At 51.6% G+C, this 14,983-nt stretch carries 13 protein-coding genes and 1 pseudogene; 7 read left to right on the top strand and 7 right to left on the bottom strand.

Annotated features, from left to right (window positions below; genetic code table 11):
* Positions 1-131: 131 nt before the first annotated feature.
* Positions 132-647, top strand: a complete 516-nt coding sequence (gene mddA, locus ACLJPE_RS03365; RefSeq protein WP_000155373.1) for an L-methionine sulfoximine/L-methionine sulfone acetyltransferase — start codon at positions 132-134, stop codon at positions 645-647.
* On the top strand, positions 647-1,096 hold the full coding sequence (locus tag ACLJPE_RS03360) for a DMT family transporter (RefSeq protein WP_001527761.1): 450 nt from the start codon (positions 647-649) through the stop codon (positions 1,094-1,096). The genes mddA and ACLJPE_RS03360 overlap by 1 nt, the downstream gene beginning before the upstream one ends.
* Positions 1,097-1,100: 4 nt before the next feature.
* On the opposite strand, the gene ACLJPE_RS03355 is transcribed toward ACLJPE_RS03360, so the two are convergent.
* Complete coding sequence (locus ACLJPE_RS03355) at positions 1,101-1,334, bottom strand: YdcY family protein (protein WP_000018720.1); 234 nt, start codon at positions 1,332-1,334, stop codon at positions 1,101-1,103.
* Positions 1,335-1,557: 223 nt separating this feature from the next.
* Here ACLJPE_RS03355 and srfA point away from each other — a divergent pair, with 223 nt between their 5' ends.
* From srfA to srfC, 3 genes are read left to right on the top strand one after another with little or no spacing between them, the layout of a single operon-like run.
* Positions 1,558-2,883, top strand: coding sequence for a virulence-associated effector SrfA (gene srfA / locus ACLJPE_RS03350; protein ID WP_039514149.1), 1,326 nt, complete (start codon positions 1,558-1,560; stop codon positions 2,881-2,883).
* A 4-nt stretch (positions 2,884-2,887) separates the two neighbouring features.
* Positions 2,888-5,869, top strand: a complete 2,982-nt coding sequence (locus ACLJPE_RS03345) for a virulence factor SrfB (protein ID WP_000960830.1) — start codon at positions 2,888-2,890, stop codon at positions 5,867-5,869.
* Positions 5,866-8,010, top strand: a complete 2,145-nt coding sequence (srfC, locus tag ACLJPE_RS03340; protein ID WP_039514145.1) for a virulence-associated effector SrfC — start codon at positions 5,866-5,868, stop codon at positions 8,008-8,010. The genes ACLJPE_RS03345 and srfC overlap by 4 nt, the downstream gene beginning before the upstream one ends.
* A 44-nt stretch (positions 8,011-8,054) precedes the next feature.
* Here srfC and ACLJPE_RS03335 read toward each other — a convergent pair whose 3' ends face one another.
* Positions 8,055-8,228 carry a GhoT/OrtT family toxin gene (locus ACLJPE_RS03335; protein ID WP_000171943.1) on the bottom strand — a complete coding sequence of 58 codons (174 nt, stop codon included), beginning with the start codon at positions 8,226-8,228 and terminating at the stop codon, positions 8,055-8,057.
* 198 nt (positions 8,229-8,426) lie between these two features.
* Between ACLJPE_RS03335 and yncL the strand changes: the two genes are divergently transcribed.
* Positions 8,427-8,522 carry a stress response membrane protein YncL gene (yncL, locus tag ACLJPE_RS03330; RefSeq protein ID WP_001103198.1) on the top strand — a complete coding sequence of 32 codons (96 nt, stop codon included), beginning with the start codon at positions 8,427-8,429 and terminating at the stop codon, positions 8,520-8,522.
* 104 nt (positions 8,523-8,626) lie between these two features.
* Here yncL and patD read toward each other — a convergent pair whose 3' ends face one another.
* The 5 genes and pseudogenes from patD to ACLJPE_RS03305 form a co-directional block, all read right to left on the bottom strand.
* Positions 8,627-10,060: an aminobutyraldehyde dehydrogenase gene (gene patD / locus ACLJPE_RS03325; protein ID WP_410966011.1), complete on the bottom strand. Its 1,434-nt coding sequence runs from the start codon at positions 10,058-10,060 to the stop codon at positions 8,627-8,629.
* A gap of 114 nt (positions 10,061-10,174) precedes the next feature.
* Positions 10,175-11,599 (bottom strand): GntR family transcriptional regulator YdcR, encoded by a 1,425-nt coding sequence (gene ycdR, locus ACLJPE_RS03320; protein ID WP_000760688.1) that lies wholly within the window; start codon positions 11,597-11,599, stop codon positions 10,175-10,177.
* Positions 11,600-11,734: 135 nt separating this feature from the next.
* Positions 11,735-12,505, bottom strand: a complete 771-nt coding sequence (locus ACLJPE_RS03315; RefSeq protein ID WP_000237708.1) for a M15 family metallopeptidase — start codon at positions 12,503-12,505, stop codon at positions 11,735-11,737.
* A gap of 259 nt (positions 12,506-12,764) precedes the next feature.
* Positions 12,765-12,996 (bottom strand): annotated as a pseudogene (locus ACLJPE_RS03310) (hypothetical protein).
* A gap of 32 nt (positions 12,997-13,028) precedes the next feature.
* Entirely contained in the window at positions 13,029-13,427 is a 399-nt protein-coding gene (locus tag ACLJPE_RS03305; RefSeq protein WP_000747901.1) for a hypothetical protein, read from the bottom strand.
* Between the two features lie 514 nt (positions 13,428-13,941).
* Here ACLJPE_RS03305 and sifB point away from each other — a divergent pair.
* Entirely contained in the window at positions 13,942-14,892 is a 951-nt protein-coding gene (gene sifB / locus ACLJPE_RS03300) for an SPI-2 type III secretion system effector SifB (RefSeq protein WP_001122935.1), read from the top strand.
* Positions 14,893-14,983: the final 91 nt, after the last annotated feature.

The raw sequence follows: 14,983 nt of genomic DNA, 5'->3' as shown, positions 1-14,983 counted from the left end.
TCAGGCTGTGCGCTTTTATGAACGACTTTCTTCCCCTCCTCGCTAAACATGAATTCTTGCGCTAATTCGTTGATTTATGCCGCCTTCAATAGTATTTCTAACACTATCGTAAACATTCCCTGGGGTTCCCTATGACGATTCGCTTTGCCGATAAAGCAGACTGCGCCGCGATTACCGAAATCTATAACCATGCGGTATTACATACTGCGGCCATCTGGAACGATCGGACGGTCGATACGGATAACCGCCTTGCCTGGTATGAGGCCCGTCAATTGCTGGGCTATCCGGTGCTGGTAAGCGAAGAAAATGGCGTGGTGACTGGCTATGCATCATTTGGCGACTGGCGCAGTTTCGACGGTTTTCGCTATACCGTCGAGCACTCGGTTTATGTTCATCCGGCGCACCAGGGGAAAGGACTGGGGCGAAAACTGCTCAGCAGACTGATCGACGAAGCCCGACGCTGCGGCAAGCATGTGATGGTGGCCGGTATTGAGTCACAGAATGCCGCCTCGATACGCCTGCATCATTCGCTGGGATTTACCGTTACCGCGCAAATGCCGCAGGTCGGCGTAAAATTTGGCCGTTGGTTAGATCTTACGTTTATGCAGCTCCAGCTTGATGAACACGCCGCGCCGGACGCCTGCTGATGAACCAGTCGCTGACGCTTATCTTTTTGATCGCCGCCGGCGTCGGGCTGGTGGTACAAAACAGTATTATGGTGCGTATTACGCAGACATCATCGACGATTCTGATCGCTATGCTGTTGAACTCGCTGGTAGGGATCGTTTTATTTGTGACGATATTGTGGTTTAAGCAAGGTGCTGCGGGCTTCGGCGAGCTGGTCGCCAGCGTGCGCTGGTGGACATTGATCCCCGGTCTGCTGGGGTCATTTTTTGTATTTGCCAGCATTAGCGGGTATCAGAACGTTGGCGCCGCGACGACTATCGCGGTACTGGTCGCCAGCCAGTTAATCGGCGGACTGGTGCTGGATATCGCGCGTAGCCACGGCGTCACGTTACGCGCAATGGTCGGGCCGGCGTTCGGCGCGCTGTTGCTGGTCATTGGCGCATGGCTGATTGCGAAGCGCCAGTTTTAATGGGTTACAGGATCGTGCCGCCTTTGGTGAGCTGCTCGCGGCGCGCGTCCCGATCTTCTTGATATTGCCTGCCGTGATGCGCGATAGCCGTGCGTAAACGCTGCTGCTGCACATAACGATCTTCGCGACGTAATTCAGCGTCATCGCTCAAGGCAATCAGCAATTCATTCATATGGGCAATTACGCTCTCCGCAATGGCGGCATCCACGCGGGCGCTCACTTCCTCCAGGTGCGACATAAGCTCTCCTACTCTTTATTCTGTAACAGCATGATTCGCCTATTATACGCGTTATTGTCGCCCGATGCGGTAATTCGCCGCCGCCCTCCTGATTTAACTTACGTCAAGTGAAAACACGGGGCTTAATAGACCGAGAATTCGCGCCTTTTTGCCTTTCTTCCGCCGTTTGCTTGCGTATAGACCCCGTAAAGTAGACGCGTGAAGAAGTCTAAGGGATAACAACGTGGCAAAATCTCTCTTGCGCAGCGGCAATCTGGATGATTATCAGGCCGTGGGCGGCGGCGGTCAGGCCGTATTTGAATCAGCATTGCAAATTCGCGAAACGCTTCGTCTGCGTAAACAGCAGGCGATGGTTGACTGTCTGGCGATTCCGCAACTTAACGATAATGGCGATCGGGTTGACTGGTATTCGCCGATTGAAGGTCAGGCGATAGCGTGGAAAGCGGCTGACGAAGAGACACGTTCTCGGGCTTTACGTTATTTAGCCAGCACTTTTGAAAGCGCGGCTGCACTCAGTCGCAAAAGTCTGCAATCCGGTAAAACAGCGCTTCAGCTATTTGGATCGCTACTTGAGAAAGCGACGCAATTTCCCGGCGAAAATCATGTTTTCCTGGTTAACGGCAAACCGGTTATCACCTTCTGGGGATTCGTTAATCTCAACGAAAATACACGCGATGATGTGCTGGACTGCCTGCGGATAACCGAGGCAATCCCCGACATCCCTCTGGTCGAGCCGGAGCCGGAGCCCGAAGAAAAGCCGCTGGTAGAGGCGGCGTTTAGTCAGGCGGATGAACCCTTGTTAACGTCTGTCATTGAGCCGCCGAAAATGCCGGAGGAACCTGTTGCGCCGCCCGTTATCGTTAGCGAGCCGAAGCCGGCCACACCCATCCCGGTTGCTGAGGCGAAAAGAGCTCGCCGCCTACCGCTGTGGAGCTTACCTGTCGCTGCCGTGGTTATCGCCGCCGTCGCCACGCCTTTTTTCTGGCCATCTTCATCCGTTGACGGGTCCTCTCCTGTTCGCGCCGCGCCTGTCGCTACCGCGAAAACTGACGTTACCCCATTGCCTGAACTCACCGCGCATTTGCCGCTGCATCGCGCTGAGGTGACGCCCGCCCCCAAAGCGGCGCCGTTGCCGGAAGCGCCTGTTATTATTGCCGCTATCCCCAAAGACGCGCTGGTGATGGACAGTACGCAGATGAAGCTTGGAACCACGCGCTTTTTAAACGGTAGCTGGCGGGTCAGCGTGGATGTCAAAGATCCGATTACCGGCAAGCCGCCCTCTCTGCGTTATCAGATCCAAAATAACAAAGGTATCGCGCGCGTAGTACATGGCGATAACGTGGTTTGTCGGGCGGAAATTTTCTCTGGTCTGCATCAAACGGGCGAGCTGATGATTAAAAGTCGCGGCAATGCGCGCTGCACCGACGGTTCACGTTATCCGATGCCGGAAATTACCTGTAAAGCAGGCGTCAATGACGTCGCAACCTGTACCGCCCGTTATGGCGACCACGCGGCAATTCCGTTGACGTTTAAAAAGATAGGTGCCTGATTTTATGTTGGTCAATCTGTGTGATTACAAACAGAGCGTCACGCTCATTGCAAACAGCGGCGTCCAGTTTCTTGATTTTGGCTTAACGCCGCAAGAGTCGGCCCACTACGGACGTTTTGTGCGCAAAACGGCAAACGGCCCGCTACTGCGCCTCGATTTTGATCTGACCAGCGGGCGCTACACGTTGCCAGGACGTGCTGGCGGCCAACCCGAAGTCGTGAAACCGGAAAGCACTCAGACGCTGCACTATTCTCTGGATGTACTCGACGGAATCTGGCTCCCCCTGCCGTTCCTGCGTTTTAATCCGCCGCGTACCTTTATTGACGGGCCGGATAACTGGGCGCGCATTCAGGTACGTAAACTCAGCGAGCCAGATAGCGCCGGAAACACACACCGCATCACCCTCGCCTTCGACAGTCAACTGGCCAAAAATATGCCTGCGGCGTTGGCGCCTTGCGAAAACGATCTGCTCAATGGCACACGTTTTGCGCTCGCCTGGCGCGATGAAGAAGTTGCCGATTTTCTTGACCAGACATGGATTGACGGCTGGCTGCGCGAGTCGTTTCTTCAGTATGCCTCACAGGTGGAAAACCGTTCGGAACAGGCCATACAACAAGCGCTGCGTAGCTTTGAGTATCAGGCGCACTGGTTGAATTTACTGACGCTGTTAGGCGAACAGCTTACGGTGCCGGAAGTAAAGTTTGTGACACATACGTTAAGCACGCCCGCAATCCCGGTCGATCTGATTCTGGATGTCGGCAATACGCATACCTGCGGCGTCTTGATCGAGGATCATGGCGATGCGAATGACGGGTTACGCCAGACGGCAGAGCTTCAGGTGCGTTCTTTAAGCGAGCCGCAGTATCTGAACGATCCTTTATTTACCAGCCGGGTGGAATTCTCGGAAGCGCGCTTTGGCAAGCAACACTTTTCTGTCGAAAGCGGACGAGACGACGCCTTTGTCTGGCCTTCCATTGTGCGTGTGGGCGACGAGGCTCGCGCCCTTGCTATGCAGCGTGTGGGCACCGAAGGCAGCAGCGGTATCTCCAGCCCGCGCCGCTACCTGTGGGATGAAACCCCCGCCTTGCAGGACTGGCGTTTTAGTCAGATCCACGGTAAAACGCAGCGCGAACCGCTTGCCACCGCGTTTCCGCTGATGAATCTGATGAACGACGACGGACAGCCGTTATTCCGCCTGCCGCATGAAGAAAGGCTACCGGTTTTTTCGCCGCAATACAGCCGTAGCACCTTGATGACGCATATGTTGTGCGAAATTCTGGCTCAGGCGCTGGGGCAAATTAACAGCGTCGCCACCCGGCTGCGACTCGGCTTTCCCGCCTCGCCGCGCCAGCTACGCACCCTGATTTTAACGCTGCCTTCCGCTATGCCGAAACAGGAGCGAGAAATTTTCCGCCAGCGAATGTTTGAAGCGCTGGCGCTGGTCTGGAAAGCTATGGGCTGGCATCCGCAGGATGAGGATTTCACCACGCCTAAGCAGCGTGAAAAAAGCGTGGTGCCGGTACCAGAAATACAGATGGAATGGGACGAAGCAAGTTGTGGCCAACTGGTATGGCTTTATAACGAAGCCATTTCGCATTACGCCGGGCGTACCGAATCCTTTTTTAATGCACTCGCCAGACCGGATCGCCAACCTGAACCCGGCGTCGTCCCCGGACGCGCGTTGCGCGTGGCATCGATTGATATCGGCGGCGGCACGACGGATATGGCGATCGTTCACTATCAGTTAGATGACGGCGTGGGGGCCAATGTAAAAATTACGCCTCACCTCCTGTTTCGCGAAGGTTTTAAAGTCGCCGGGGACGATCTGCTATTGGATATCATTCAGCGTTGCGTACTCCCTTCCCTGCAAACGGCGTTGCAACGGGCAGGCGTTACGGATGCCGCCGCCCTGCTGGCGACCTTATTTGGCGATTCGGGACGAATTGATACTCAGGCCATTTTGCGCCAGCAAACGGCGCTGCAATTATTTATGCCGCTGGGCCATGCGGTACTTTCCGCCTGGGAGCAAAGCGACATTAACGATCCGTTTGCTGGTTTACACGCGACATTTGGCGATCTGCTGATCCGCCGCCCAACAAGCAACGTGATGAACTATATCCAGCAGGCGATCGATCATGCCTTACCGTCTGGTTCGCCGACATTTGATATATTCAATGTGCCGTTGCAAATCCAGTTTAGCCAGCTTCAGGAGGCTCTGCTGGCCGGTCAGTTTACGCTGACAACGCCGCTTCATGCGGTCTGCGAAGCGATCTCCCACTATCACTGCGATATCTTGCTGGTGACGGGGAGACCGACCTGTTTACCCGGCGTACAGGCGCTCATCCGGCACTTACAACCGGTGCCGGTTAATCGCATTGTGTGGATGGATAAGTATCAGGTACATGAATGGTATCCCTTCAGTCAGCAAGGGCGTATCGGCAATCCAAAATCCACTGCTGCGGTGGGCGCGATGTTATGCAGCCTGGCGCTGGACTTACGTCTGCCGCGATTCAATTTTAAAGCGGCTGATATCGGTGCGTATTCGACTGTGCGTTATCTCGGCGTACTGGATAATACCGTTAATACGCTTCGCGATGAAAATATCTGGTATCACGAGATCGATTTGGATAAACCCGGCGCAACGCTGGACGCTCGCCTGCATTTTCCGCTACGCGGCAACGTGACGTTGGGCTTCCGTCAACTGGCGAACAGTCGCTGGCCTGCAACCCCACTCTATTGCCTGAGCATTAACTCCGCCGAACTGGCGAAAACCATCGCTGGCGACGGTGTACTGAATGTGCGACTGAAATTACGCGGCAGTAGCAAAGATAGCGCCCCGGAATCGTTCATATTAAGTGATGCCTGGCTCCAGGACGGGACGCCGGTCGCCGCCGATGCGCTGACATTAAAATTGAATACGCTGGCTGACCGTCGCCACAGCGGCAGCCACTACTGGATAGATAGCGGGAGTGTATACCTGAAATGACAAAACCGTTAAACGCCACCCAGGCTGTTATCGAGTGGGTTAACAACACGCGCCGTTACGCAACGCGGCTGGATGATGAAGCCGACGCTCTGCTGGCGCAACTTACGCTTGCCGCGGCGGATGAGTCAGCGCTTAACGCCGCCTGCGCATCACATGGCTGCGTAGGTCTGTACGGGTATGCGCAATCCGCAAAAGCGCATCTGCTAACGACGCTATGCGGTAACGAGAATGGCAAGCTGGAAATTATCACGCCGGACCGTGACTATGATTATTTCAGCCACATCAATCCGGGTCATGCGCCAGCGAATATGGCTATTCGCTTTACGCGCGACATTTTTTCAAACGAGAACGGCTGGCCGTTGCGCCTGCGCTTGATCAGTGAAGCCGAACTGGTGCAGATCTTTATTGCCTGGACCAGCTCGTCCCACATTTGTCGCCAGGTCGAAAAATCCATTATCACATCACGCCTGGAGAAATGGCAATCGCTTCGCCAACCGCAGCCCGTCCCCGGCGTTACCGCTGAAGAGGTCGCGACCATCGCGAGTTTCTGGCGCTCTTGTCTTCCGTCCGCCAGACAACATATTGATGATGCGACATGGCAACACTTTGCCTCGCTCTTGCCTGCGCTGGATCTCACGACACGGGCGCACGCCTGGGCATTACTGTGGGGAGAGCAACCGGAGATCACCCAGCAATGGCTGGCGCTGGCGCATATGTTGCAACAAACCAGCCATGCCGGGGAACTGGCGGCGCCGCTCAGCCTGCTGGTCGATCATTTTGGCTTACCGGCGGAAAACTTCCTGACGCAAATGGCGCTAACCGCCAGCGATACGCAAAGCGATGTGGTGGTGCATCCGGTTAAGGAAGGCCGACTGCTCAATGCGGTCAGCCTTTCGCTTGATTCTCTGGCGCTGCTTACCCGCGAACTGGTGCTAACCGTTGAAAACAGCGTACTGGATAATGTTGATTTACTGGATATTCCGGTCGCGCCAGACAGTCATCCTCATCCGTTATGGCGGGCGAAATTAGGCTGGATGCTGGCCCATTACCGTCAACAGGTACAGCCCGATGTTCTGGTGATTTGCAATGCTCTGGCATCTCGCTCGCAAACGCCCACCGCCGCCCGTCACTTACTGGAGTGGGTTAACGCCACGCAGCCGCAGCATGAATCAGCGTTACCGGGCGTCGTCTGGGCTATTACTCCACAGGATGCCCGTTTTGCCACCCAGCAAAATCTGGATGAAGCCGTCCAGCAGTTGATGGGTAAACCTGGCGTGCATTGGGGAACGCTGCAGGCGCTGGATAAACACAGTATGCAGCGTTTGGTGGAATGGTTATCGCAGGCGACATCGGCACCACAGCGACAGGCGCGCTTACAGGCGTTACGCGAACAACTGCGAGGCCGCGTGCGCGATCTGTTACCGATGTTTGATGACGCGCAGCTACCGGTTGAAACCGTGATCCGGCGTCTTCAGGCCCAGGCCGCCAGACATGGCGACCTGCTGGCCGGGCTGTTACCGCCGGTACAGAACTTCGAAGCGTTGCTGCGCACCCGACAGTCGCGAGAAGAACAGGTCAGCGGTTTATTTAATGACGCGATCGATCTCTTTGCCGACGAACCAACGCGCGCTTCAGCGTCAGAAGGTCATGAAACAGGCTACCAGGCGCACAAAATGTGGATCAATCATCTGCGCCAGTGGGCCCACTGCCGGGATAATGCGCAGCGTCTGGGTCTGGAACCGCAGATGCTCAACGCCGTGGCGGAGATTTTAATTACCGCCAGCTATCGCCTCGGTTTACCTCAGCAGTTACAGAAAACCATGCAGCGCGAGGAGGTGAGCGGCGCGCAGCTTCATGCCATCATTGGTAACTTCATCGCCTGGCTCGGCTACACAAATATCGAGGAGGCCCAACGCCCGGCCAGCCGCGTTCAGAAAGGCGCAGCCATTTTCGCCGCAACGTCGCGTTCGACAATGTTGCGTCTAACAAAGCTTGACGAACAGCCCGTTCACGCCGCCAGCCGCTATGTCTATGACTGGCTTGTTGCGCTGTATACCCTGGCCAATGAGAACGCAGGATATCGGCATCCGCAGGACGTTACCGACGTAGACAGAGAGCAATTAATTGCCCTGATAGCCTGACCTGGCGGAAAAACCATGCCCGGTAACCTGTATCGGGCTTGAGGTCAGAAAAGCGAAAACAGCAACGCGACGGGGAAACTTATCGGCCATGTCGCGCCAACCAAAAAGGCGCTCAGGAAACGAATTCGTTTTTTGTCATGAGTCAAAAACCAGGTGATCAGGGATGATATCACCGCCATGACGGCGTAAAAAATTAATATCTTTTGAAAGAGGGTCATATCAGGCATCCGCGCCAACCAGAGGAAAAAACGCGCGCAATATGCTCTTTTTATTCGACACACATCAAGGTTTATCAGCCTTAACAGCAAAACGTTCTCAATGCACGGCTCCGCTCACAGAATATCCTGTTTACGTATTATTGCGGATCTCGCCAACCCGTACTATACCCATAGGGGTTATGATGAAAGGTGGCGAAAATGAATGTTTCCAGTAAAACCGTCGTGCTGATTAATGTCTTTGCTGCTGCAGGACTTTTGGGTCTGATCTCGTTGAGATTCGGCTGGTTTGCTTGAGGTGTTCAACCTTTGAGTACTTGCTGCGCATGTTGGCGGGGAGGTCCCCCTCTCCGCCAACACCCGCCTATTTTTTCATGATTTTTCTGAACAGTAAATGATCCTTAATGCTTAACCATGATGTGGCGGACAAGAGTGTAGTCTTCCAGACCATACAATGACATATCTTTGCCGTATCCCGACTGTTTTTGCCCTCCATGCGGCATCTCGCTAACCAACATGAAATGGGTATTAATCCAGGTACAGCCATACTGCAATCTGGCGCTAAGCCGGTGCGCCCGCCCGACGTCCTGAGTCCAGACGGAGGATGCCAGACCATAGCGAGAATCGTTGGCCCACCTCAGAACCTGATCTTCATCATCAAAGACGGTTATACTGACCACCGGGCCGAAGACCTCGCGTTGCACGATGGCATCTTCCTGTTTTGCGTCTGCCAGCAACGTCGGAGCGAAATAGTAACCTTTACCTTCCGTTTGACTTCCGCCAGTAATCACACGGATATGGCTGAGGGCCTTCGCCTCCTCTACAGCCGCTGTGACGCGCTTCAGGTGCGCCAGCGAACTTAACGGCCCCAGCTCTGTCGACTCATCCTCCGGCGCGCCTATTTTCAGGCTGCTCACCGCGTTCCCTAGCTTTTCGACCAGCGCATCATAGATACCGCGCTGCGCGTATATACGGCACGCCGCAGTACAATCCTGTCCGGCATTATAGAAACCAAAAGTCCGGACGCCCTGCGCCACCGCATCCAGATCGGCGTCATCAAAAACAATTACCGGGGCTTTACCACCGAGTTCCATATGCGTACGTTTTATCGCTGGCGCAGTATGGCGCAGAATATGCTCCCCGGTCGCGATAGAACCGGTTAAAGAGACCATGCGTACTTTTTCATGGCCGGTCAATACATCGCCAACAGTTTGCCCTCGTCCGAACAGGACATTGAGCACCCCCGGCGGAAAGATATCCTTCGCCAGCGCGGCAAGTTTAAGCGCCGTCAGCGGCGTGATTTCAGAAGGCTTAATCACCACGCAGTTACCTGCCGCCAGCTTCCAGGCCGCCATCATGAGCGGATAATTCCACGGCGCGATAGAGGCAACCACGCCAATCGGATCCCGGCGGATCATCGACGTATGCCCTTCCAGATATTCGCCCGCCGCCAGCCCACTCAAACAACGGGCCGCGCCAGCAAAAAAGCGAAAGACATCCACGATTGCCGGAATTTCATCATTAATTACGCAGTGCAAAGGCTTACCGCAGTTGTGCGATTCAAGCCGGGCGAACTCAAGGGCGTTTTGCTCGATGCTGTCCGCCAGTTTTAACAGACATTCCGCCCGTGCTTTGGGTGTGGTCTGCCCCCATTCGGCAAACGCGCTATCGGCGGCCAGCACTGCGGCGTCAACCTGCGCGGGCGACGCTTCCGCAATCTCAAGTATGACCTCGCCTGTCGCCGGGTTATAAACAGACTGCCTTTCTCCCTCGCCGTCCACCAGCACGCCATTAATCAGTAATTGATATTGCATAGCATTTTCCCATATCGTCATTAACCGATTTCCGGCGAACGGGCCGCCGCTTTCCTAAAAATAGACGGCGCGCCAGATGCTCACCCGGCACACTCGGGAAATTTAGTCAGGTTGTGAGCTGACACGCATTCCACCTCACACAAGGCTTTTAGCGCTCAGCATCTCGCGAATCAGGCTGCCAAGCTGTTTTACGGCCTGTTCTTCCCGTTCTCCCCAATGCCATGCGGTGTTAAAACGAAAGAAACGCGTCCAGGCGCCGGACGTTGAAAACATTTTCCCCGGCGCGATACTGATAAGGTGTTCAAGCGCTTTGGCGCTAAGTTCACCGGCATCAAGCTGCTCAGGTAGCTCCAGCCAAAGAAAATAACCGCTATCGTTATGGTGAATTTTTACTTCCGCCGGGAGATGGCGCAAAAGGGTTTGCCAGGCTTGCTGTTTACGTTCGGCAAGCTGCCTTCGCAATCGGCGCAGATGCGCGTCATATCGACGTGTCGAGAGATAATCCACTAACGCCAATTGCATGGGGGAACTGGTGGATAATGTGCTCATTAACTGCAAACGCTGAATTTGTCTGGCATGGCTTCCTCCCGCAACCCAGCCAATGCGAAAACCGGGAACCAGACATTTGGAAAAAGACGAACAATGCAACACGGTATCGTCGCGATCCCATGCTTTGGCGGGCAGGGGTTTCTCGCGGCCAAAGTAGAGTTCGCTATAAACATCGTCTTCAATTAGCATCACGTTATGGTGCGTGAGTAACGCAACCAGCCGCGCTTTTTTCTCAGCACTCAGCGTGAACCCTAACGGATTCTGGCTGTTGGTCATTAACCAGCACGCTTTCACCGGATATTCCTGTAACGCCTGTTCCAGCGCCATAAGATCGATACCTTCTTTAACATCGGTGGGTATCGACAACGCTTTCAGGCGCAATCGCTCCAGGGCCTGTAGCGCACCGTAGAAACAGGGGTTCTCCACCACCACCCAGTCTCCCGGCGCCGTCACTGCTTGTAAACTAAGATTCAACGCTTCCAGCGCGCCAGCGGTAATGACGATCTCGTCAGGAGAAACGGTAATCCCCTGCTGCGCGTAACGGCGTGCTATTGCATAGCGCAATTCTGCATTACCTGGCGGCAAATTTTCGATGACGCTCATTGCCGTCGCGGTTTTACTGACCTGCGCCAGAGATCGGTTCAATTGCGGCAAGGGAAACAGACGCGGATCGGGAAACGCTGAAGCAAAAGGCACCACTGAGGTATCACGGCTGGCCTGCAGCATCTCAAAAATATAGGTATTGATATCTACGGCTTCATCCCGAATAACGTGCGCTGCCGTCGCGACTGACCGACAAACCGGATGCGGCGCGACATAATAACCGGATTGCGGACGGGCGATAATCCGTCCCTGACTTTCCAGCAACTGGTACGCATGACCGACAGTCATAAAACTCATGCCGCTACTGGCGACCTGCTCCCTCAGCGAGGGTAATCGATCGCCGGGCTGCCAAACGCCAGAGGCGATTTGTTCTCTAATTTGCTCCGCCAGACGTTGATATTTTTTCATTATTCGTTCTCATTGAGCGCTGCTTGCAGGTGGCAACCGCAGTGTATATCAGTTGTTAAAATTAACAACGATTTGCTAACTGTTATGGTGCTTTCCAACAGGCGTAATGATTAGATTTCGCAACAAAACGCCGTTTCAGGGTCTCTGCTTAACGGGAAAGTCAAACCAGGTGTTCGGGTATGGTTCATGAGTAAGGGAGAAGTGCCACCATTCAGTATCCAGTGGCGTAAAGCCCGCATCACGCATCAATGTTTGTAATAACAACCTATTTGCGCGTTGCTGAGCGGTAAGCATGGCATTATCGGGATGGGATAACGGACTAAAACAGTCAAAGCCGGTACCAAAATCCAGACTATTATCTGGCGAGCGTTGTGCCGCGGACGCAGTACAATTCACCAGTGGTCGTCCGGGATGGTATATCGGTATTTTACTGTCGAGTGGAACAATCGTTAGATCAAGCGTACTTCCCCGACTGTGGCCGGATCTGGCGGCAAGATAACCTTCCTCAAACAGACGCTTTTTCTCTACCAGCGGATAAAATTCGTTTTTCATTTGGTTTTGAGAAGGATCTTTGGCCCACGCGATAAAGTCGTTCACTGCGCTTTGCGGACGGTAGCAATCATATATTTTCAAGGTAAGTCCGAAGGGACGTAAACGATCGGCGACCTGCTTCACTGCGTTCGCGGCTGGTCGTGTTAACAGGCAAACAGGCGCGTTATAGCCTTTAATGGGGCGACCAATAAAGTTATGGGAAGTGAAGTATCGCATGTCTACCTGTACGTCGGGGGCGACCGTAGTAATATCGACAAAGTCTTTTGGCTGGTGGAGATCAATATGGTTTTCAGCTGACATTGCCTGAATGGAAAACAGGCTGAACAGGAGGAAAGAAGATACGCATTTTACCATATGTTACACCTCGCGAGAGTCACAGGGGTGATTATGTATTTGAGCAGGTACAGATTAGCGGACAGCGCTTAAACAGATGGTTAAAATAAACATCATTCCCCCCTGTAATCTGTGCCTTATTACAAACGGAGAGGTTATATTTTGCTTATATGACCATGACGCCGCCTGTTCTATACCCAAAATAATTCGAGTTGCTTAAAGGCGGCAAGGGAATGAGTCCCAGGAGCACAGATAACGATGTGTTTTGACGAAGGCGAGTCTACCTGACCAGAAAGGTTATTTGATAAGCAGTAGTACAGTTGTTGTCGCCTTCCATAACTAAATAACATTGTTTCGCCAAAGATAAGACCACTATATAGTCAGGAAGGCAATTAGTGAGGAACGCGTCAATTGTCGGCGATAATGCATCTGAAATTACGATTCACCGCAGTTGTTCAAACACATAGAATCCCCTTCGAACCGAGATAATTCGGTCTGCTGGTCATAGTCATTATTCAGTAAGAACGCAGGTTGCAGCGGCGGATCAGGGGCGTGAAGAAAAATCCTGTGCCCCAAACTTTTTGGACAAGCGCTGAACCTGCCGTATACTTTTACTTAACGTACACTCCGCCATAAAAATAAACCCTGCGATGATACCGTAATGCCATAGGCATAACTTAAGGATATGCCATAAATCAAGCGAAGCATGATTTAACTTCTCAGTGATTGCGATAGTCTGTACAAATATTATGGGATGAAATAATAAGACGCCTAACAAAAATATCCCTGCCACGATCATGGCGAGTAACTGAAAAAAAGCCCATCCGATAACGAAACGGTAAAGTAACAGCAATAATAGCCGTCCACATTTTCTTAGCCATTCTGACTGCAAAATGCCCCAGGATGCTGTCTTTTCGTGAATTTCACCATCTGATTTCTTCATTTTGAGCCTCCTCGCAGGTTTTTATAATTTTATCGCCCAACTGGAAATAAATCCGTCAGCTAATCGTTACAACAAATATAATTAAGACAGAAACTAAAGAGTAAGGCATTTATATCATAAGTGCTATCAGTATTGGCCTTCTGCCCTACCGCTAAATATCTCATTGTTGTTAGCCTAATAATACTTTCAGTTTAACTTCTTATAAGAAAATTTCTACACGGTTGAGCAACAATTTACTTTATCTAAAAATAATATAGCGTGTAATTAATCATTACTTATGGTACATGATGATGTGAAAATTAAGAAAACCGTTTTAGTTTCATTCGTTTTACCTGACATACTTCATGTCCAGGAGGCGTGGGCATGACTAAAACTACGGGTCAATTTGAACGTTCAGGACAAAGCAAAAATCAGGTGTTTCACCGATAGGCAAACCGATGGGCAACATGGGATAATATTTTGAATACCACCTATTCCAGTAATGAAGTATTTATAATCACTTGTGGTCTAAATTATGCCAATTACTATCGGGAGAGGGTTTTTAAAGAGTGAGATGTTTTCTCAAAGTGCCATCTCTCAACGCTCCTTCTTTACGTTACTATGGGAAAAGATTAAAGATTTTTTCTGTAGCACGCGAAGATCCGCTGCCGATCAATATATAAAGGAATTATGTGATGTTGCCTCTCCGCCTGACGCACAACGTTTATTTGATTTATTTTGCAAGTTATATGAATTATCATCACCGTCATGCAAAGAAAAATTCCATTTTCAGCACTATAAAGATGGTGAGTATCAATATACAAATCTCTGCATTAAAGATGGCGAAGATATTCCGTTATGCATTGTGATACGTCAGGATCACTACTATTATGATATAATGAATAGAACAGTACTCTGTGTTGATACTCAGTCTGCCCACCTGAAAAGATATTCTGATATTAATATAAAAACTAGCACTTATGTTTGTGAAGAGCTATGTTGCTTGTTCCCTGAGCGGTTACTACTCTCGCTATCCGGTGGTATAACATTTTCCGTTGACCTAAAAAATATAAAAGAGACGCTTATCGCCATGGCAGAAAAGGGTAATTTATGTGACTGGAAGGAACAGGAAAGAAAAGCCGCCATCTCCTCCAGGATTAGTCTGGGCATCACCCAGGCAGATCTACCACCTATTGACGACGCTATCAAAAACAAAATAGCCGCAAAGGTTATTGAGGATACTAACTTAAAGAATGCAACATTTGAACCAAATTATGCACAAAGCTCAGTTACTCAAATTGTTTATTCATGTTTGTTTAAGAATGAGATACTAATGAATATGCTGGAAGAAAGTTCCTCTCATGGCCTGCTATGTTTAAACGATCTTGCTGAATATGTAGCGCTACAAGTTCATAACAGCCTTTTTTCTGAAGATTTATCTTCACTCGTTGAAACAACAAAAAATGTGGCTCATCACCAGCGTTGACCACACCATAAATAGTATGGTTTACAATCCCCTGGCAATACCAAAACCATCTAATACAATAACTTTAAATATATACTTCCATGGAATAATG

It is taken from the genome of Salmonella sp. SAL04196 (assembly GCF_046550835.1).
Classification (GTDB): Bacteria; Pseudomonadota; Gammaproteobacteria; order Enterobacterales; family Enterobacteriaceae; genus Salmonella; species Salmonella enterica.
Note: the sequence above shows the minus strand (reverse complement) of the source record. Positions and strands in the feature narration are given on the sequence as shown.